This window comes from Brevibacterium permense (assembly GCF_013280495.1).
In the GTDB taxonomy this organism is placed as follows: Bacteria; Actinomycetota; Actinomycetes; order Actinomycetales; family Brevibacteriaceae; genus Brevibacterium; species Brevibacterium permense.
Genome location: NZ_JABSSX010000002.1, coordinates 40,664 through 59,594, shown reverse-complemented (window position 1 = coordinate 59,594; position 18,931 = coordinate 40,664). Strand labels below are relative to the sequence as shown.

Genomic DNA, 18,931 nt, shown 5'->3' with positions numbered 1-18,931 from the left:
TTCCTCGCCGGAATCTCGACTCAGCCGTGTCGGCCTGCCAGCACCGAGAGGCCGAGCTCGACATCATCGGTGACGATCCCGTCGACTCCGAGATCGAGCAGCGACCGCATCGTCGCCTCGTCATTGATCGTCCAGACGTGGACAAGCAGACCTGACCGGTGAGCCCGCGCTACGAAATCGGCAGTGACCACAGGCACCCGTCTGAACGAGACCGGAACCTGGAGAGCGTCGGCTCCGGGCGGGAGGGGAGCAACCCCGTGATCGGGAACTCCCGGCAGCCGACCGAGGGCGAAGAGGGCGGTCTCCGTCGTTCCCGTCGACGTCCGCACACCAGGCAGAGCCATGCGCAGCCGTCGGAGGGTTGCGGAATCGAAGGAAGCGAGACGGATGCGGTCGGCGGCATGGAAATTGTGAACGAAGCGGATCATCGGGCCGATGCTGTGAGCGGCTTTGACATCGATGTTCCAGCGCACCTCCGGAAGTGCTTCCACCAACGCCTCGAGGCGGGGGAGCCGACCCCCCGTGAGGAGTTCGACTCGGTCGAGCTCGGCTGCCGGCAGTTCCCGAATGGTGTGGTCCAGCCCGGCGATGCGTTTGAGGTCGGCATCGTGCGCGGCGAAGAGGATTCCGTCGGCGGAGGCGTGGACGTCGGTCTCCATCCACTCGACTCCGGCCGACGCCGCAGCGGCGAATGCCTCAAGGGTGTTTTCGCTCATTCCCGGCCACAGGCCGCCTCGGTGCGCGATGATCTCTGGGTCCGCGGTGACCTCCCGCTGGGAATTCATGGTCCAATCCTAACCAGGGTGTTGATTTCGCCGAGGCTGTGTTCAAGGATGGAGCCATGAGCTCACACCGCGAACCCATCGAACCCGACGACGTCATCGACGCGACCGCGAAGACCCCGACCGAACGTGCCCGCCGGGCCGCCGGACGCGCATACAGCGTCGCGAGCTCAGGTGTGAAGAACGTGCGTGGGGCGGCTTCGACCTCCCGTCTCATCGAAGCCACCGAGAACGGGGTCAACCGTGCACTGGGTTCCGTTTCTCACGTGATCGATGATGCTGTGCGCAGCGGCAAGGTCGAACGAGTCTTCGACCGGGCGCAGGAGACCGTGACGACGGGAGCCGACAACGTCCGGAAGCTGGTGACGCGCAAGTCCCGGTGACCATCATCGGCTTGCGTCTATCGCGCCCGTCGAGGTTCTGAGGACAGCGGCGCGCGGACTTGCTGTCGTGAGCAGAATCTCATCCAATGTGGCACACCGTTCCGGTGCGCCACATTGCTTTTGTAACAGTTCCTTAACTAGAATCTGTGAAGATAACGATCAGATAACTTGGAGTTTCTCCTCGAGCGCACTGTGGCGAGAGGTCTTCCCATTGCATCTCCGAGTTGCCGAGACACTCTCTGATGACGACGAGGAACACCACTGTGGGCAGACACTCAGCACCGAGCACCAAGAAGACCGGCTCGATCTTCTCAGCCCTGACGGCGAAGAAGAAGACCGGACGCCACGCACCGACCGACCGCCCCAATACCGCTGGGGGAGTGCTGGCAGCAGTCCGCACCCGTCCGGTGCTCTCCGCCTTCATCGTGCCGACGGCCGCAACGGCAGCCGTCGTCGCTTCTAGCCTTGCAATGGTGCCCAATGATGCCTCCACGGGCAGCCAGGTCGTGGCGGAAGCGCCGGCCGAAGCCCCCGCCGTCGCCGTCTCCGAACCGACGAAGGCCGCGGATGAATTCCTCGCCAAGGCGAAGAAGCAGGCCAAGGAGAAACCCGCAGAAGTCACGATCGACACTCATATCGAGACACCCAGGCCTGAGCCGTCGAAGACCGCTGACAAAAAGGAGGAGGCCTCGACGGGCGGGTCCGCTGACGAGAACGACGGACCGTCGAATTCCGGCAAGTCGGCCGGCGAATCCGGCAGCTGCCCCATGTCCTACTACGGCGGCGGTGACGGATTCGACGGCCGTCCCACTGCAAACGGTCAGAAGTTCGATACGAACAAGCTCACAGCAGCCCATAAGACCCTGCCGTTTGGTTCCAAGGTGAAGATCACGAACAGCGCGAACGGAAAGTCCGTGACGGTACGAGTCAACGACCGCGGCCCCTACCACGGCAATCGGTGCTTCGACCTGTCCAAGGCCGCCATGGAAGCCGTCGGCGGCGTCGGCGCCGGACAGATCAACGGCAAGTACGAAGTGCAGTGACCCTGCGGTCAGCTGCTGACTGCTTACATCACTCATTGAGCTCCGTCGCGGCCCGTGCACGAACGTGCAGGTCGCGGCGGAGCTGTTTTGGTGAGAGGACCTCGACCCCGGGCACGGTGACGAGCTGACTGACAGCCTCCTCGTCGGGTTCCATGGGAAGGTCGATCTCGATGGTGTCGCGATCCATCCGCCCCGCGTTGACGGCAGCCTCGGTGAGTCGGCCCGGAATCGTACGCAGAAGGTCATCGATCTGGGCCACGGGCAACCGCAGTCTCACACGAGTTCGACGGATCGAGGCGTCGAATTCGGCCTGCGCACCCGTCCAGTAGGCCGTGAGGTCGAAATTCGGTGGGGGAGTGCAGCGGAGGAATCGCAGCTCGGCCGAGCCGATCCGTGAGACTCGATAGGTTCGAGGCCTGCCTCCCGGCGGCTGAGCCGCGAGATACCAGCGACCGGCTTTGACGACGAGACCCAAAGGCAGAAGCGTGCGCGATCGCAGACCGTTCCGTCCGCGATACGCGACCTGCAGTCCCCGCTGAGTGCGCAGTGCGGTGACGATGGTGTCGAGCTGCTCGGGATTCTCCTTGGCCATGAACCAGTCCGGCCCGTCGACCAGGATGAGCTGCGAGAATGCCGATGACGATTCGGTGAGGACTTTCGCTCGGGCCGTGGCCAACGCGTACGCGAAGCCCAGATCGGCCGCGGCAGGGGAGCCGATGAGGAGTGAGTCGAGTTCGTCACGGGTCAGAACCGCCACGGGCGAGACCCAGTCGCCGAGGAGGCTGATCCCGCCGCCGGGCCCCGCCTCGGCGATGACGGGAACGCCCATCCGCGACAGCTCACCGAGGTCACCGTAGATCGTCCGCTCGGTGACCTCGAGACGTCGCGCGAGATCGGATGCCGTGATCTGCCGAGAACGCGCACCGAGGATGACGATCTCCGAAACGAGGCGAGCAGCTTTCAAGTTCCGAGAATAGTGAAGGACACTGACACGAGATGTCAGTGGAAGCCGATGAGTCTGGTTCCATGAATACACGGACACCGGAATCAGCTCACGCCGCCGACCCTGCCGACTTCGTTCCGTTCTCCCAACGTGCACTGAGCGGCAAGGTCGCCCTCGTCGCCGGGGCCGCCCACGGAGCCGGCCGGGCCGAAGCCCACGTCTGTGATCAACTCGATCCGGCCCGGATCTCACAGGCGATCGGCCAGATCGAAACCGACCACGGTCATCTCGACATCCTCGTCAACGACATCGGGGGAGAAGCCTACGTCGAGTGGGGCACGCCGTTCGGGGAGACCGTGCTCGACACCGAGATGCGTTTGTTCCGGGCGGGTCTGCTCACTCACCTGCACACAGCACATGCCGCCCTGCCCCTGCTCACACTGAATCCGGGCGGTCTCCACATCGAAATCACCGACGGCACCGCGGAGTTCAACGCGAGCCATTACCGGGAGAATGTCTTCCTCGACCGCACGAAGAAGGCTGTGAGCCGTCTGGCATTCGGACTCGGCCACGAACTCGGCAAGGTGGAAGCGACTGCGGTCGCCATCACCCCCGGTTGGCTGCGATCGGAGATGATGCTCGTTCACTTCGGGACCACAGAGAACGACTGGATGCGCGACTCGCTCGACGAAATCCGCACCGAACCGCCACGCGATTTTGCGATTTCCGAGACGCCTCATCTGCTCGGTCGTTCGGTTGTCGCACTGGCCGCTGATCCCGACCGGCACAGCTTCAACTCTTCGACGCAGGACACCCACGGATTGGCCGTCCGCTGCGGATTCAATGACCTCGACGGTTCGCGACCCGATTCGTGGAGCTTCATCACCGCCCTCGAGAACGACCCTGCGGCGGATCCCCGCGAGTTCCGCTGACCGCCCGGGCGAGTGCGGATTCCGCACTTGCCGAATCCGTCTTGGCACGGGCCCGGGATCTCGTTAGCCTGAAGCCACCCCAATCGCTTCAGGAGGAGTTCGCCGTGTCCGCAGAAACCCGTGACGTCGTCATCATCGGAGCAGGCCCATCGGGTCTGAGCGCCGCCCGTCGGCTGCGGAAGGCCGGACGCAGCGTCATCGTGCTCGAGGCCCGTGACCGTGTGGGCGGCCGCACTTGGACCGAACACATCGACGGGCAGATGTTCGAACTCGGCGGACAGTGGATCTCCCCGGATCAGACCGCCCTGCTGGCCCTCGTCGACGAACTCGGCAAAGAGACCTACCCGCGGTACCGTGACGGAGACAGCGTCTACATCGCTCCCGACGGAACGCGTACCGTCTATTCGGGGGAGATGTTCCCGGTGGGCGAGTCGACCCAGTCCGAGATGGAGCGCCTCATCGGCATCCTCGACGAACTCGCCGCCAGGATCGGTCCGAAGGCCCCCTGGGATGCCGAGGACGCTGCCGAACTCGATTCGATCTCCTTTCACCACTGGCTGCGTCAGCAGTCCGAGGACGAACTCGCATGTGAGAACATCGGACTGTTCGTCGCGGGCGGCATGCTGACCAAACCCGCCACCACCTTCTCGGCACTCCAAGCCATCCTCATGGCCTCCTCGGCCGGATCCTTCACGAATCTCGTCGACGATCACTTCATCCTCGATCGTCGCGTCGTCGGCGGGATGCAGTCGGTTTCGGTGCAGATGGCCGAGGAGCTCGGCGAGGACATCGTCCGTCTGCAGCAACCGGTCCGCCGGATCGAATGGTCGGAGACCGGTGTCCGGGTCTCGACCGACGAACTGACAGTCAGCGCAGGCCAGGCGATCGTCGCCGTTCCGCCGAACCTGTACTCGCGCATCAGCTATGACCCGCCGCTGCCGAGGCTCCAGCAGATCTTCCACCAACACCAGTCGATGGGGCTCGTCATCAAGGTCCACGCCACCTACGACACACCGTTCTGGCGCGAAGACGGTCTGTGCGGAACCGGTTTCGGCGCCTCCCGTCTCGTCCAAGAGGTCTACGACAACACGAACCACTGTGAAGAGCAGGGCACTCTCGTCGGCTTCATCTCCGATGTCAACGCCGATGCCATGTGGGCCCTGGACGAAGAGTCCCGCCGGACGAAGATCCTCGAAGCCCTCGCCGAATTCCTCGGCCCGAAGGCACTCGACCCCCGGGTGTTCTACCTCTCCGACTTCGGGGCGGAGGAATGGACCCGCGGAGCCTATGCGACGAGCTACGACCTGGGCGGTCTGCACCGGTGGGGACCGTTCCAGAACGATCCGGTCGGGCCCGTCCACTTCGCCAGCTCCGATATCGCTGCCGAAGGCTACCAGCACGTCGACGGAGCGGTGCGCATCGGCACCGCCACCGCCGAGAGGATCCTCGGCGAGAAGTCCTGAGATGAGCAGCACACAGCCCACACCGTCGACGAACACGAGCGGACTGAGCTCCAAAGGACTCTCCGCCGGCAAGATCGGAGCCATCGGGGGAGCCGTCATCGGCATCTCCTGCATTGCTCCGGCCTATACGCTGACCTCGGGACTGGGTCCGACGATCTCCGAAGTCGGGGTGCACACCCCGGCCGTGCTGCTCATCGGCTTCGTGCCGATGCTGCTCGTCGTCTTCGGCTACCGGGAATTGAACACCGCGATGCCGGATTCGGGCACGACGTTCACGTGGGCGACCAGAGCGTTCGGGCCCTGGCTGGGCTGGATGGGCGGCTGGGGACTCGTCGCCGCCACCGTCCTCGTGCTGTCCAACCTCGCGGCCGTGGCCGTCGACTTCCTCTTCCTCCTGCTGTCCCAAGTGTTCTCCGACCCATCCATCGCCGAACTCACACGAGTGCTGTGGATCAACATCCCCGTGACGATCATCCTCACCGCCGCGGCGGCCTGGGTGTCGTATCGGGGAGTCGAAGCCACCGAGAGGCTGCAGGTGTGGCTGGTTGCCTTCCAGGTGCTGGCGCTGGGCTGGTTCGTCGTCGCCGCGATTGTGCAGGCTTCCAATGGCACCTCCTACGATCCGACCCCGGTGTCTCTCGACTGGTTCAATCCGCTGTCTGCCGGCGACTTCTCCACCGTCGCGGCAGCCGTATCGCTGTCGATCTTTCTGTTCTGGGGCTGGGACACGGTGATCACGATGAACGAGGAGGCGAAGGATCCGGAGAAGACTCCGGGCCGCGCTGCCATGCTCACGATCATCGCGATCGTCATCATCTACATCGCCTGCACGATCGCCGTCATCTCCTTCGCAGGAGTCGGCACCGAAGGTCTGGGTGCGGGCAACCCCGATAATCAGGAATCGATCTTCGCCTCACTCGCCGGCCCGGTCATGGGGCCCTTCGCAGTGCTCGTATCCATTGCGGTGCTCTCATCGTCCCTGTCCTCGCTGCAGGCGACGATGGTCTCGCCCTCGCGGACGATCCTGGCGATGGGCCACTACGGGGCGCTGCCTGAGAAGTACGGTCGGGTGTCTCCCCGCTACAAGTCCCCGTCGGTCGCCACCGTCACCTCGGCGGGCGCCGCGATCATCTTCTATGTCGTCATGCGGCTGCTCTCGGAGAACGCTCTGTGGGACACGATCACTGCGCTGGGACTCATGGTCTGCTTCTACTACGGCATCACGGGCCTGGCCTGCATCTGGTACTTCCGACGCAGCCTCTTCGCCTCGACCCGCACGTTCTTCTACCGGTTCCTGTTCCCGCTCATCGGGGGCGTGACCCTGCTGGTCATCTTCGTCACCACCGCAGTCGACTCGCTCGACCCCGACTACGGATCCGGATCCTCGGTATTCGGCATCGGACTCGTCTTCGTCCTCGGCATCGGGGTGCTGGCCCTGGGCGTGGTCATCATGATCATCCAATCCGTCCGCCATCCCGACTTCTTCCGCGGACGCACCCTGAAACAGGGAGTCGACGAGGGGTGAACGAACAGCTGGTGGCTCTGCGCCGAGTCCGGGACCGCATCGACCGCGAGTTCGACCAGCCCTTGAGCGTGGAGGCCCTGGCACCGGTGTGCACATGTCCGCCGGTCACCTCAATCGCCAATTCAGATCGGCCTTCGGAGAATCGCCGTATTCGTATCTCATGACGCGCAGGATCGAACGGGCCATGGCCCTCATCCGCCGCGGCGATCTCACGATCACTGAGTTCTGCTTCACCGTCGGCTTCTCGTCCCTGGGCAGCTTCAGCACCCGCTTCAGCGAACTCGTCGGACTCTCACCGACCCGCTACCGCGACGGAGTCGCCGCAGGCGAGCACCGGCTGCCGACGATCGTGGTGAAGATTGCACTGCGACCGGTCAGGAATCGAGAAGTCCCATCGAGCTGAGCAGTCTACGATTGCTGACGTGGACATCTCGATCAACGCCGCCGCCCGGTCCTCGCTGATCGCCGGTAAATCCATCGCCGATGTCTGCGCTCTGCAGATCTCGGACATCGCGGGTTGGTTGGACCAGATCGAGCCGGGAGCCGCCTCGGCGCTGCTCGATTCCCTGCGTGCGGATGTGTGCGCCTTCAACGACATCGGCCTCGGATATCTGTCCTTGGACAGATCGGCCGGTTCGCTGTCCGGGGGAGAGGCGCAGCGGATCAAACTGGTCCGCCACCTCGGGTCCTCGCTCACCGACATCACCTACGTCTTCGACGAACCGACGATCGGCCTGCACCCGCATGACATCCGATCGATGAACGAACTCCTGCTGGCGCTGCGGGACAAAGGCAACACGGTGCTCGTCGTCGAACACTAACCCGAGACGATCCTCATCGCCGATCACGTCGTCGATCTCGGACCCGGAGCCGGCAGCAACGGGGAGAGGTCACCTTCACCGGCACCGTCGAAGGCCTCCGGGCATCCGATACGCTCACCGGTCGCCACCTCGGATACACGGCGTCGCTCAAGGAAACGGTGCGGGAACCGGCAGGAGCTCTCGAGATCCGCGACGCCGGGTCGCACAATCTGCGCGATGTCGATGTCGACGTGCCCCTCGGCGTGCTCACCGTCGTCACCGGCGTCTCAGGATCCGGTAAGAGCAGCCGCATCGAGGGATCCCTGCGTGGACGTGATGGGGTCGTGATGATCGATCAGGCGCCGATCAGGGGATCCCGGCGCAGCAACCCAGCCACGTATACCGGGATGCTCGAACCCATTCGGAAGGCATTCTCGAAGGCTAATGGGGTCAAGCCCGCTCTCTTCAGCGCGAACTCCGAAGGTGCCTGTCCCGTGTGCAACGGGGCCGGAATCATCTATTCGGATATGGCGCTCATGGGAGGCGTGTCCGCACCCTGCGACGAGTGCGAGGGCAAGGGTTTCCAAGCCGAGGTGCTCGAGTTCACCTTGGGCGGACTGAATATCCGTGAGGTCCTCGACCTTCCGGTGGACGCAGCGATCGAGCATTTCGGTGCGGGGGAGTCGCGTATCCCCGCGGTCGTTAAGATTCTGAAGATCCTCGCCGAGGTGGGACTCGGCTATGTCAGCCTCGGTCAGCCGCTGACGACTCTGTCCTGGGGAGAGCGGCAGAGATTGAAGTTGGCCGTCCATCTGTCGGCGAAGGCCGCTGATGCCGCGCAGGTCATCATCCTCGACGAACCGACGACCGGTCTGCACTTGGCCGATGTCGAGAATCTGCCGCAGCTCCTCGACGGGCTCGTCGATTCGGGGCGGACCGTCATCGTCATCGAACACCATCAGGCCGTGATGGCTCACGCCGATCACATCATCGACCTGGGTCCCGGCGCCGGACTTCACGGAGGGTCGATCGTCTTCGAAGGCAGCCCGAATGAGCTGGTCGCAGGGGCGAAGGCGACTAGATCGCTGACCGCGGAGCATCTGGCACAGTACGTCAATTCCTGACTGGGGAAGCCGCTGCTCTTCAGGCCTCACTCAGGTTCCGCGGAGGCGATTCGGATGCTGAATTCACGGTCTCGGGTTCAAATGCGGCACTTGATTCGTTACGGTGTATAACGGCTCGGTAACGACCGGGTTACAGAACCGAAATGCAGTCGTACTTTGGAGAAGACACAGTGAACCTCTACAGCACAAGCCTCCGCAAGGTCGCCCTGCTCGTCGGCGCCGGCGCTGTCGCAGCGGCCGGACTGACCGGAATGAGCGCAGGGCAGCCGGCCCAGGCATCTGAGAAGGGCGTCTGGGACAAGGTCGCCGAATGTGAATCCGGCGGAGACTGGCACATCAACACCGGCAACGGATACTACGGCGGACTGCAGTTCTCCAAGCAGACGTGGAACGGCTTCGGCGGTTCGGGCACTGCGGATGAGCACAGCAAGAAGGAACAGATCCGGATTGCTCAGAAAGTCCTCAAGGAGCAGGGGCCGGGCGCATGGCCGACCTGCGGTGAGAAAGCCGGACTGACGAAGTCCAATGGCGCTGCCGATGACGGAGGCGGCAAGAAGGACGATGGCGGCAAGAAGGACGACGGTGGCTCTGGCGACAGCGGCAAGGTCGGCCTCGGCGGCAACGTCACCGTCGGCAGCTGAGACCACACGATGAACTGACGATCAACGATTTGCAGGCATGGACACGTGCGCAGCGATCGTGATCATGGAATGGCCGTGAGTGACCCATGCGTCGCTCACGGCCATTTCTGTCGGTGAGGGTCATCGCCGTCTGTTGCGCTTTCGCGGTGGGAGCGTCTTGCGGGGCATCCAAGGCTCCTCTCCGGCTTTAGGTATAACGCCGATAATATACATTATGTTAAGTACAGAGACTGACCCGCTCCCCGAGACGCGCAGTGACAAGCGAATCCGGCGATCTGAGCCTGTGATCCATCAGGCCGACACCAGGAGGCGAAATGGCGACGAAGCAACCGGCAATGCGACCGACAGGCGAACCCGTCGATGAGGTGCTCGACCGTGCAGGCGGTCCCAGGCGCGCCGAGGCTGATCGCCTGCGCGAGATCCTCGCAGAGATCTCCGGCGAAGAGCCCGTTGTCTGGGCCTCACGCATCATCGGATTCGGCGAGGTCGAGTATCGGTACGAATCCGGACATGGCGGCAGGATGCCGGTTCTCGCGTACTCCCCTGCCTCGCGTCAGCACACGATCTATCTCGCGAGCGACTATGAGGACCGGTGACCCTATCTTGCCTCCAGGCTCGGCAAGTACCGCAGCGGCACGTCGTGCCTGTATCTCACACGCTTGAATGACGTCGACGAATCGGTGCTCCGTGAACTCCTCAAGCGCACTCGTGACCAGACGCCCGCCGAATGGTCCGACTGATAGCATGTGTACTGAACAGTAACTCAGATCACAGTAAAGGGCGCCTCCATGACCGCAGTCACCACAGCCGTGCAGAACACCGAATCTGCGCCCACCTTCAAGCTCTGGAAGAAGATGCAGAAGATGCCTCTGGGCGGCCGCGTGGGTTCCTGGCTGTTCTCTCAGGGCATCTGCTTCAAAGCACCCTACTTCCGTACTGTGCGCCCGCAGATCAAAGAGCTGCGCCCCGGGCTGTGCCGCGTCACTGCTCCCAACCGCCGCGGAATGCACAACCATATCGGCACCTATCACGCGATCGCGTCGTGCAATATGGCCGAAGTCGCCGCCGGCGTCATGACGGAAGCGACCGTGCCTCCCACTCACCGCTGGATCCCGGCTGGAATGACCGTGGAATACAACGCCAAGGCGAGCAAGGGGCCGGTCACGGCTGTCACCCGGCTTGAAGAGATCCCCGAATTCGGCGAGGAGAAGTTCGACCTGGTCGTCCCCGTCGATGTCCTCGACGCGAACGGCATCGCCTTCGTCACCGCGCGCATCACCATGTACATCTCACCGAAGAAGCGCTGAAGCACCGCAGTTCCAGCCTGTCACCGTTCGGTACCCGTCACCGACCCGACAGCAGCACGCGCTGAGCGTGCGTGACTCCCTCGCCGACCGGGCGTGGCGGCTTGTTTCCGCTCTCGGCGCGCAGGGCGACGCTGAGATCGCCGAGTTCGGTTGAGATTAACTCGGCGTACTCATCGTTCAGCCAGTCATGTCCTCTCCGAGGTGATCGGCTCCCCAGGTGGCTTCGACCTCTTCCGTGCTCGCCTGCTCCAGCAGCTTCGCATAGCGGACTCCTCCGACGATCTCAGGTGGTGTCGTTCCGCAAGGCGGGACGGGCATCGGAAATCGCTCCGATAAATCTCGAGTGTTGAGAACTTCTGGTCAAACCATGGTCCTGACCGATCGGTCAGTATAGGTTATTCCTGTGCACTGCGCGATGGTATACCGATATGGCTCGCTCTCCTGCGCCCCTGCAACTCGATAATGAAGTGAGGAGCTGACCATGACTGTGGCCAGCGGTTCGGCCGACTACAGCGGCCTCGCAAACGCACCGATTCTCTGGATACTCGCGCTGGCGGTGATGGGCGTCGTCGTCGTCCAATCGCTCATCTATATGACCGCGGTGAAGAAGAACGCCGAGTCCGCGGGTATGAGCCAACAGGAAGTCCGTTCGGCTTTCCGCGCCGGCGGTGTCGCCGCCATCGGGCCATCGCTGTCGGTGGTCCTCGTCGCCATCGCTCTGTTGCCTCTGTTCGGCACTCCCCCGGTCATCGTCCGCGTCGGACTCATCGGGTCCGCCGCCACCGAGGTCGCATCTGCGTCCCTGGCGGCAGGCACCATGGGTGCCAACCTCGGTGATGAGACCTTCACTCGCGGCGTGTTCATCGTCGCCCTGATGGCGATGAGCCTCTCGGGCGCCGGCTGGATGATCTCCACCCTTATCCTCACCCCGATCTTCAAACGCAGCTCTCACAAGCTCGAGAAGGTCAATCCCGCACTCATGTCGATCATCCCGGGTGCGGCGCTGCTCGCGGCCTTCGCGGCGCTGACCTTCCGTGAGCTGCCGAAGTCACCGACCCACGTCATCGCCGTCATCGTCTCGGCGGTGGTGATGAGCATCTGCCTGCTGCTCGCCAAGACGCTCAAACAGAACTGGCTGAAGGAATGGGGATTGGGAATCTCTTTGCTCATCGGCCTCGTCGCCGCCTACTTCGCCCACTATGCCGGTCTCGGCATGCCCGAAGCCTGAGGAGAGAACATGCCATCGATCATCACATCACCCTCGCACGCGGCATTCGAGCGCACCACCAGCCGATGGGGCTCGATCACGCTGTTCATCGGATTCCTCATCGCCACCTCGGTGCCGTTCTATCTTCTGTTCGTCGCCGACGCGAACATCGACCTCGGAGAGATCCTCAAGGGATTCCTCGCCGTGTTCGCCGTCTACGGCGTCTTCTACATCGTCGAACCTCTCACCTACTTCCCGATCCTCGGACCCGCCGGAATGTATCAAGCCTTCATGATCGGCAACGTCGCGAACAAGCTGCTGCCCTCGGCGATCGTCGCTCAGGACACGATCGGAGCGAAGCCCGGCACTCGCAAGGGCGAATACGCGGCGACGATGGCCATCTGCGGAGCCGCGATCATCCACGTCGCCTCGATGGTCATCTTCGTCGGCATCCTCGGCACCTGGCTCGTCTCCCTCATTCCCGAGCCGGTGACCCTCGTCGCGAAGCTCTACATCCTCCCGGCCATCCTCGGCGGTGTTACCGTCCAGCTCATCGCGTCGCTCAAACAGCTGAAGTCGACGCTCATCGCCCTCGGCATGGCGGCGCTGGTCATCCTCGTCCTCGTCCGGCTGGTTCCCGTGCTCGCGCCCGGCGACGTCGCCATCGTCGTGTTCCTGACCATCCTCATCACATGGTTCACCCGCAACAAGGCGGTCACGGACAAGAGACCCGACAGCGACGGCACCGACACCGTCGGCATCAACTGACGGCTGACAAGGGTCGGTGCTCGTCTGCCGAGACTGACCCCCGCATCCGACAATTCCTGCCAAGATGGCACCAGACCTCTGCTGAAAGGACATCATGTCACTCAACGCCGCCCTCCGCGCGTCGATCAGTGCCGATCTCGACCAGACGATCGCCGACTACAAGCACTTCCACCGCACTCCCGAGCTGTCCATGCAGGAGACGAACACTGCCGCGGAGATCGCCTCCCGGCTCCAGGCCCTCGGTCTGACGACCCGCACCTTCGGCGGAACCGGAGTCGTCGCCGTGATCGAGAACGGCGACGGTCCGGTCATCGGCTACCGTGCCGACATCGACGGACTGCCGATCAGCGAAGACACCGGACTCGACTATGCCTCCACGGCGGACGGCACTCTTCCCGACGGGGAGACGACGAAGGTCATGCACGGCTGCGGCCACGACACTCACATCACAGTCGGCCTCTACCTCACCAAGCACCTCGTCGCACACAGGGACCTGTGGTCGGGTACCGTCGTCATGCTCTTCCAACCGGGGGAAGAGACCGGTCAAGGTGCCCGGGCCATGCTCGACGACGGACTCTGGGATGAGATCGTGCGCCCCGAAGTCATCTTCGGTCAGCACGTGTGGCCCGGTGCCGCCGGTCACCTCTACGTCAGCAGCGGCACCGCCATGGCGATGTCCGACTGCCTGCGCGTGACCGTCAAGGGCAAACAGGCACACGGATCCCAGCCGGAGAACGCTATCGACCCGATCGTCCTCGGCGCCTATATGATCACCCGCCTCCAGTCGGTCGTGTCACGCGAGATCTCCGGCCGCGACATGTCCGTCGTCACCGTCGGCACCTTCCACGGCGGACTCAAAGAGAACATCATCCCCGACTCCGCCGAATTCAAACTCAATATCCGCACCTTCACCGAGGAGGTCCGCGCGGTCGTCCTCGACCGGGTCCGCCGCATCATCGAAGCCGAGGCTCTTGCTTCCGGAGCTCCGGAACCCGAGATCGAAGAGATGTATCGGTTCCCGCGGTGCTACAACGACCCCGAGGAGACCGATTCGTTCCTCACCCATGTCGGATCCGAACTCGGCGCCGAACGGGTCCACGTGTCCGAGCCTGCCACCGGCAGCGAAGACGTCGGAGCGTTCGGCGATGACATCGGCGTCCCGTACGTGTACTGGTTCTTCGGCGGCTACTCCCCCAACAAGTTCGCCGATGGTCAGACCCCTCCCGGGAATCACTCTCCGTTCTTCGCTCCCGACGATGTTGAGACCACTCTCGAGACCGGCATCAGAGCCGCGCTGTCCGCAGTGCTGAGCAAGGTCGGAAAGGACCGCGCATGAGCGAGGAGATGCTGTGGTGGTCGACCCGTGAGCTGGCCGGCCGAATCGCCGCCAAGGAGATCTCGGCCCGGGAGGCTCTGCAGGTTCATCTCGACCGCATCGACGAGGTCAATCCTGCCCTCAACGCCGTCGTCACCCGAGACGACGAAGCCGCCTTCGCTCAAGCCGATGCCGCAGACGCAGCAACCGCCCGCGGTGAGAGCTTCGGTGCCCTGCACGGAGTGCCGATGACGCATAAGGACACCCACGACACAGCAGGTCTGCGCACGACCTGGGGTTCACCGCTCATGGCCGATCGCGTGCCCGAAACGGATGCGCTCATCATCGCCCGTCTCAAAGCCGCCGGAATCACGACGACAGGCAAGACGAACGTGCCCGAGTTCGCCGCCGGCTCCCACACCTTCAATGAGGTCTTCGGCACAACCGTGAACCCCTACGACCGGACGAAATCGGCTTCGGGATCCTCCGGTGGCGTGGGTGCGGTGCTCGCAGCCGGGATCCAGGCCTCAGGTGACGGCTCCGATATGGGCGGATCGCTGCGGTCGCCGGCATCGTTCAACAACGTCGTCGGTCTGCGGCCGAGCAACGGCCGTATTCCCCATGTTCGACCGGGCAACCCCTTTGCGTGGCTGTCCCAGAGCGGATTCATGGCACGCACGGTCTCCGATGTGGCGTTGCTCATGTCGGTGGCCTCAGGGCCACATCCTTCGGCGCCGGGATCGATCCTCGAGTCGGGCGGCGTCTTCGACCTCCCGGAGTTCGCACTCGCCTCCGACCGCTCCCCCGACCTTGCCGGACTCCGGATCGGCTTCAACCCCGACCTGGACGGACTGCTTCCGGTCGAATCCGAGGTGAAGGAGATCGTCGCGACCGCAGCGCCGGTGTTCGGCAGCCTCGGTGCACATGTGGACGAGGAGATCCCGGATCTCACGGAAGCCGACGAGGTGTTCAACGTCCGCCGCGCCCTCGACTTCGTGGGTTCCTGGGGCGGCCTGTATGAGGCGCACCCGGACAGAATCAAGCAATCGGTCCGGTGGAACATCCGCATGGGCCTCGACCTCACAGGTGCCGAGGTGGCTTCGGCCGAATCAGCGCGCACCCGTCTGCACGCGGAAGTCGACAGCTATTTCGCCGACCACGACGTCCTCGTGCTCACCACGTGCCAGGTCCTGCCGTTCGACGCGGACATCGAGTATCCGAGACAGATCAACGGTGTGCAGCTGGAGAACTATCTCGATTGGATGCGAGCACTGTGCCTGATCTCGGCGACCGGCTGCCCCGCGATCTCGGTACCCGCCGGCTTCTCGGCCTCCGGTCTGCCGGTGGGTGTGCAGATCGTGGCCAAGCCCGGTGGGGACGTCGAGCTGCTGCGAGTCGCCCATGCCTTCGAAGCCGCCACCGGTCATCACCTCAGACGGCCGGACCTCTGATCGGCAGTCTTCGCAGGACGCGGCGTCGGTCGAGGCAGGTATGGCATACCTGGGCAGAGTTTGCCGAGCCTTTCCACACTGGAACGGTTCTAGAAAAGGTGTCAGGATATTCTCTAAGCAGGCGGAACGGATCCGCCTCGAACCGCAAAGGAGTAAAAGATGCACCTGAGCCCCGCTATGCAGAAGGTCCTCAACGAGCAGGTCACCCTCGAACTCGAAGCCTCGTTGGTCTACCTCCAGCTCTCCATCCAGCTCGATGATCTCGATCTGCCCGGAATGACGCGCTGGATGCGTGCCCAGTCCGAAGAGGAGCAGGTTCACGCCGCCAAGTTCACTCAGCACTGCCTCGACCGCGGATTCGCCCCTCAGATCGGCGATATCGCTGCTCCGAAGGTCTCCGGTTCGCAGCCGCTCGACTTCTTCAAGGCCGCACTGGCCCATGAGGAGAAGGTCTCGGAGTCCATCCGCAGCATCTACCGCACCGCTCAGGACGAGGCCGACCTCGACGTCCTGCCGCTGCTCCACTGGTTCATCGACGAGCAGGTCGAGGAGGAGTCGAGCATCTCCGAGATCATCGGTCGCCTTGAGCGCGTCGGCAACGACGGTGCCGGCGTCCTGCGCATCGATTCCGAACTCGGCTCACGCCACCCGGATATCACCGCCGACAGCGAGTGAGAACCGCATGACCGCTCCGGCTCAGCGCTCAGGGCGAGCTCTATGAGTCGAGTGTGAACTCGAGTCGAGTATTCCAGCGGCCGATCCCAGCACGGGATCGGCCGCTCTCGTTCCCAGGCCCGAGGTTGCGGGGATGTCTATCCGTCCTCAGCCGAGGACCACCTTGCCGATGAGCAGCACGACCGGCAGAGTCACGAGCATGATGACAGTCTGTCCGGCGATGAGTGCGGCCATGAGCTTCGCATCGCCCCCGAGCTGCCGGGCCATGACATAACCGGAGCTCGCCGTGGCGATCGACTGGAAGAGCAATCCGACCAGCGCCGGCACCGAAGGGACTGCCAAGAGAGACAGTGCGGCGAGGGACAGCCCCGGCAGCACGATCAGCTTGACGATCGTCGAGGCGATGATGGCCCGTGCGTGTACACGCATCGAGAATGCCTGCAGACCGGCGCCGACGCAGAGGAGCCCGATGGGCAGCGAGGCGGCCGCCAAGGGGTCGAAGACCGTGGCCGCCACGTCCGGCAGACCCAGACCGCTGACATTGGCCGCGGCTCCGGCGACGCAGCCGAGTACGAGAGGATTCGTCACGATCGCCCGCAGCAGCGCGAGCAGCGAGCTCGGTCCGGTGCGCAGGAACTCGAAGCCGAGGCTCGAGATGACATTCACCGTGGGGACGAGGACCGCTGCGACGATCGCGGCCACGGCGCTGCCTTCGGAACCGAACAGGCTGCCCGCCAACGACAGGCCGATATAGGTGTTGAAGCGGATCCCGCCTTGGAGCACGGAGGTGAAGGCCGGAAGATCGCGGGCGATGACCCGGCGGGCGAGGACGATGCCCAGGGACACGATCACGGTGGGGATGACCAGTGCCGCTGCCAAGCGCGAGCGGGACATGGGCCACGTCCACCTCGGCGACGGAGGTGAAGAGGAGCACCGGAAGGAGACAGTAGTACGCGAGCTTCTCCGCGCCCGACCAGAATTCCGGGCTCCGAAATCCCGGCAGTCTCTTCAGTACGAGACCGAAGGCGATGAGCGCCGTGACGGGAAGAAGGGCGAGGAGTATGGGAACCAGGCTCACAGACTGAGAATTTCATGAGTTTGGAATCATTTCAAAGTTGAGTGTGTTTGACTCAATGTAGGACCCGAACGAAAGGAAGCACATGGCTACACGTTTCGACCCCATCCGTGACCTCGACCGATTCTTCTCCGAGGTGACCCGCACCCCGAACGCCACCACCCTGCCGATGGATCTCTACCGCGACGGCGAAGTCTTCATCTCCCGCATCGATATGCCCGGAGTCGATCCGAGCAGCATTGATGTCGATGTCGAAGACCGCACGCTCACCGTTCGCGCTCGCCGCGAGTCTGAGGTCGCCGACAAGGACGTGAAGTGGCTGACCCGGGAACGCACCAACGGCACCTATGCCCGCCAGCTCACGCTCGGCAACCGGGTGGCGCTGGATGGCATCCGCGCTGACTACAGCGACGGCGTCCTCACGCTGACGATCCCCGTCGCCGAGGAGGCCCGCCCCCGGAAGATCTCCGTCTCCCATGCAGCCGGACAGACCTCCCCCGAGGTGGTTGAATCGTCCTCGTCCGACGGACCCCGGTCCCCCGGCCTCGACGGCTGACATCGGCGCCGGATTCGGACGGAATCACGGTGGCCGAGGTTCGGACGCCGAGGCGTTCTCAGGTTGCCGAAGCGGGCCGCACCTTCATCGGGTGCGGCCCGCTTCGTCTGTTCAGCCCCGTTCGAGAAGATATGCCAGGCACATGTACGGCAGGTCGACCGTGCCGGACACCGGATGCTCGACACTGAAGTACTCGCGCAGGTTCGCTTCGACTCGGGCTCGTGTCTTCTCGTTCGAGCGCAGCCAGTACGACCGTGTGCGAGCGAGGTCGACGATTCCGTCGACAGTGAGCTCCGTGGTGAATTCGACGAGCCTGTGGTCGGTGAGGGCCACACCGTTGCCGGGCTGGGGTCGGTACTGCGGTCGATAGACGTCGCCGGCGTGCATGATCCGGCTCAGGCGCAGCACCCAGTCGACGCGGACATCGAGTTGGTTGATGAGGATGAGCAGCCGGCCTCCGGGGCGAAGGATGCGCGCCGCTTCGGCGGCCGCTTTCGCTTCGTCGAACCAATGCCAGGCCTGCGCGACAGTGACGAGGTCGAGGCTCTCTGTTTCAAGGCCGGTGTCCTCAGCGGTGCCGATCTTTGTGGGGGCAGGATTGCGTTCGAGCGCGGCCCTGTCGGGATCGACGGCGATGAGATCAGCACCGCGTGCGAGCAGCCGACGGGTGAGGATTCCTGTTCCCGCACCGAGGTCGCATACGCGCAGACCGGACCATTGCGGCTCCCAACCGGTCAGCGCGAGGTCGAGGGCTGAGTCGGGATATCCGGGCCGCACCTCGTCATAGACTCCGGCCTGGGTGCCGAAACTGCGTCCGTGGGCGGCCTGCGCACGTGGTCGCACCATCTGAGTCTGCCTTTCATCGAATTGCCTGCGGTCGTCCGGGCGGCCGCTGCAGACCACTCTAGCGTCGTCGACATCCGCCGAGTCGATAGGATGGA

The 18,931-nt window shown here is 63.8% G+C and carries 19 protein-coding genes and 2 pseudogenes; 16 read left to right on the top strand and 5 right to left on the bottom strand.

What is annotated here, in order from left to right; all coding sequences use genetic code 11:
- Positions 1–20: 20 nt before the first annotated feature.
- Positions 21–785 carry a glycerophosphodiester phosphodiesterase family protein gene (locus tag HK353_RS03120; protein WP_173152216.1) on the bottom strand — a complete coding sequence of 255 codons (765 nt, stop codon included), beginning with the start codon at positions 783–785 and terminating at the stop codon, positions 21–23.
- Positions 786–841: 56 nt separating this feature from the next.
- Here HK353_RS03120 and HK353_RS03115 point away from each other — a divergent pair, with 56 nt between their 5' ends.
- On the top strand, positions 842–1,165 hold the full coding sequence (locus tag HK353_RS03115) for a hypothetical protein (protein WP_173152214.1): 324 nt from the start codon (positions 842–844) through the stop codon (positions 1,163–1,165).
- 263 nt (positions 1,166–1,428) lie between these two features.
- Entirely contained in the window at positions 1,429–2,208 is a 780-nt protein-coding gene (locus HK353_RS03110; protein WP_173152212.1) for a septal ring lytic transglycosylase RlpA family protein, read from the top strand.
- Between the two features lie 28 nt (positions 2,209–2,236).
- Here the strand turns inward: HK353_RS03110 and HK353_RS03105 are convergent, their stop codons facing one another.
- The gene (locus HK353_RS03105; protein WP_173152210.1) at positions 2,237–3,172 is read right to left on the bottom strand and encodes a helix-turn-helix transcriptional regulator; all 936 of its coding nucleotides are present in this window, start codon (positions 3,170–3,172) and stop codon (positions 2,237–2,239) included.
- Between the two features lie 62 nt (positions 3,173–3,234).
- Here HK353_RS03105 and HK353_RS03100 point away from each other — a divergent pair, with 62 nt between their 5' ends.
- From HK353_RS03100 to HK353_RS03065, 8 genes and pseudogenes are all read left to right on the top strand, one after another.
- Positions 3,235–4,083, top strand: a complete 849-nt coding sequence (locus HK353_RS03100) for an SDR family oxidoreductase (protein WP_173152208.1) — start codon at positions 3,235–3,237, stop codon at positions 4,081–4,083.
- 104 nt (positions 4,084–4,187) lie between these two features.
- On the top strand, positions 4,188–5,546 hold the full coding sequence (locus HK353_RS03095; protein WP_173152206.1) for an FAD-dependent oxidoreductase: 1,359 nt from the start codon (positions 4,188–4,190) through the stop codon (positions 5,544–5,546).
- A 1-nt stretch (position 5,547) separates the two neighbouring features.
- Entirely contained in the window at positions 5,548–7,071 is a 1,524-nt protein-coding gene (locus HK353_RS03090; RefSeq protein ID WP_173152204.1) for an APC family permease, read from the top strand.
- Positions 7,068–7,474: pseudogene (locus HK353_RS03085) on the top strand (helix-turn-helix transcriptional regulator). Before HK353_RS03090 ends, HK353_RS03085 begins: the two are co-directional and overlap by 4 nt.
- Before the next feature lie 31 nt (positions 7,475–7,505).
- Positions 7,506–8,995: pseudogene (locus HK353_RS03080) on the top strand (ATP-binding cassette domain-containing protein); the annotation flags it as partial.
- A gap of 170 nt (positions 8,996–9,165) precedes the next feature.
- A complete protein-coding gene (locus tag HK353_RS03075) occupies positions 9,166–9,636 on the top strand; it encodes a transglycosylase family protein (RefSeq protein WP_342589792.1) in 471 nt (156 codons plus the stop codon).
- A gap of 314 nt (positions 9,637–9,950) precedes the next feature.
- The gene (locus HK353_RS03070; protein ID WP_245395757.1) at positions 9,951–10,232 is read left to right on the top strand and encodes a hypothetical protein; all 282 of its coding nucleotides are present in this window, start codon (positions 9,951–9,953) and stop codon (positions 10,230–10,232) included.
- A 192-nt stretch (positions 10,233–10,424) separates the two neighbouring features.
- Positions 10,425–10,943, top strand: a complete 519-nt coding sequence (locus HK353_RS03065; protein ID WP_173152198.1) for a hotdog fold domain-containing protein — start codon at positions 10,425–10,427, stop codon at positions 10,941–10,943.
- Positions 10,944–11,120: 177 nt separating this feature from the next.
- On the opposite strand, the gene HK353_RS03060 is transcribed toward HK353_RS03065, so the two are convergent.
- A complete protein-coding gene (locus HK353_RS03060; RefSeq protein ID WP_173152196.1) occupies positions 11,121–11,261 on the bottom strand; it encodes a hypothetical protein in 141 nt (46 codons plus the stop codon).
- A 163-nt stretch (positions 11,262–11,424) separates the two neighbouring features.
- On the opposite strand from HK353_RS03060, the gene HK353_RS03055 reads away from it, so the two are divergent.
- From HK353_RS03055 to HK353_RS03035, 5 genes are all read left to right on the top strand, one after another.
- Entirely contained in the window at positions 11,425–12,171 is a 747-nt protein-coding gene (locus HK353_RS03055; RefSeq protein WP_173152194.1) for a DUF5058 family protein, read from the top strand.
- 9 nt (positions 12,172–12,180) lie between these two features.
- Positions 12,181–12,918 carry a hypothetical protein gene (locus HK353_RS03050; RefSeq protein WP_173152192.1) on the top strand — a complete coding sequence of 246 codons (738 nt, stop codon included), beginning with the start codon at positions 12,181–12,183 and terminating at the stop codon, positions 12,916–12,918.
- Positions 12,919–13,012: 94 nt separating this feature from the next.
- On the top strand, positions 13,013–14,254 hold the full coding sequence (locus tag HK353_RS03045; RefSeq protein WP_173152190.1) for an amidohydrolase: 1,242 nt from the start codon (positions 13,013–13,015) through the stop codon (positions 14,252–14,254).
- Positions 14,251–15,684 (top strand): amidase, encoded by a 1,434-nt coding sequence (locus HK353_RS03040; protein WP_173152189.1) that lies wholly within the window; start codon positions 14,251–14,253, stop codon positions 15,682–15,684. Before HK353_RS03045 ends, HK353_RS03040 begins: the two co-directional genes overlap by 4 nt.
- A gap of 159 nt (positions 15,685–15,843) precedes the next feature.
- Positions 15,844–16,359 (top strand): ferritin, encoded by a 516-nt coding sequence (locus tag HK353_RS03035; protein WP_173152187.1) that lies wholly within the window; start codon positions 15,844–15,846, stop codon positions 16,357–16,359.
- Positions 16,360–16,506: 147 nt separating this feature from the next.
- Here HK353_RS03035 and HK353_RS03030 read toward each other — a convergent pair whose 3' ends face one another.
- Positions 16,507–17,253, bottom strand: coding sequence for an AEC family transporter (locus tag HK353_RS03030; protein WP_245395756.1), 747 nt, complete (start codon positions 17,251–17,253; stop codon positions 16,507–16,509).
- A gap of 266 nt (positions 17,254–17,519) precedes the next feature.
- Here HK353_RS03030 and HK353_RS03025 point away from each other — a divergent pair, with 266 nt between their 5' ends.
- On the top strand, positions 17,520–17,990 hold the full coding sequence (locus HK353_RS03025) for an Hsp20/alpha crystallin family protein (RefSeq protein WP_173152185.1): 471 nt from the start codon (positions 17,520–17,522) through the stop codon (positions 17,988–17,990).
- 111 nt (positions 17,991–18,101) lie between these two features.
- Here HK353_RS03025 and HK353_RS03020 read toward each other — a convergent pair whose 3' ends face one another.
- The gene (locus HK353_RS03020) at positions 18,102–18,836 is read right to left on the bottom strand and encodes a class I SAM-dependent methyltransferase (RefSeq protein ID WP_173152183.1); all 735 of its coding nucleotides are present in this window, start codon (positions 18,834–18,836) and stop codon (positions 18,102–18,104) included.
- Between the last annotated feature and the right edge of the window lie 95 nt (positions 18,837–18,931).

What these genes read in the sequence shown, in the direction of transcription:
- HK353_RS03120 (WP_173152216.1), bottom strand. Translation starts at nt 785, where the DNA reads ATGAATTCCCAGCGGGAGGTCACCGCGGACCCAGAGATCATCGCGCAC.
- HK353_RS03115 (WP_173152214.1), top strand. Translation starts at nt 842, where the DNA reads ATGAGCTCACACCGCGAACCCATCGAACCCGACGACGTCATCGACGCG.
- HK353_RS03100 (WP_173152208.1), top strand. Translation starts at nt 3,235, where the DNA reads ATGAATACACGGACACCGGAATCAGCTCACGCCGCCGACCCTGCCGAC.
- HK353_RS03090 (WP_173152204.1), top strand. Translation starts at nt 5,548, where the DNA reads ATGAGCAGCACACAGCCCACACCGTCGACGAACACGAGCGGACTGAGC.
- HK353_RS03070 (WP_245395757.1), top strand. Translation starts at nt 9,951, where the DNA reads ATGGCGACGAAGCAACCGGCAATGCGACCGACAGGCGAACCCGTCGAT.
- HK353_RS03065 (WP_173152198.1), top strand. Translation starts at nt 10,425, where the DNA reads ATGACCGCAGTCACCACAGCCGTGCAGAACACCGAATCTGCGCCCACC.
- HK353_RS03060 (WP_173152196.1), bottom strand. Translation starts at nt 11,261, where the DNA reads ATGCCCGTCCCGCCTTGCGGAACGACACCACCTGAGATCGTCGGAGGA.
- HK353_RS03055 (WP_173152194.1), top strand. Translation starts at nt 11,425, where the DNA reads ATGACTGTGGCCAGCGGTTCGGCCGACTACAGCGGCCTCGCAAACGCA.
- HK353_RS03050 (WP_173152192.1), top strand. Translation starts at nt 12,181, where the DNA reads ATGCCATCGATCATCACATCACCCTCGCACGCGGCATTCGAGCGCACC.
- HK353_RS03045 (WP_173152190.1), top strand. Translation starts at nt 13,013, where the DNA reads ATGTCACTCAACGCCGCCCTCCGCGCGTCGATCAGTGCCGATCTCGAC.
- HK353_RS03040 (WP_173152189.1), top strand. Translation starts at nt 14,251, where the DNA reads ATGAGCGAGGAGATGCTGTGGTGGTCGACCCGTGAGCTGGCCGGCCGA.
- HK353_RS03035 (WP_173152187.1), top strand. Translation starts at nt 15,844, where the DNA reads ATGCACCTGAGCCCCGCTATGCAGAAGGTCCTCAACGAGCAGGTCACC.
- HK353_RS03030 (WP_245395756.1), bottom strand. Translation starts at nt 17,253, where the DNA reads ATGTCCCGCTCGCGCTTGGCAGCGGCACTGGTCATCCCCACCGTGATC.
- HK353_RS03025 (WP_173152185.1), top strand. Translation starts at nt 17,520, where the DNA reads ATGGCTACACGTTTCGACCCCATCCGTGACCTCGACCGATTCTTCTCC.
- HK353_RS03020 (WP_173152183.1), bottom strand. Translation starts at nt 18,836, where the DNA reads ATGGTGCGACCACGTGCGCAGGCCGCCCACGGACGCAGTTTCGGCACC.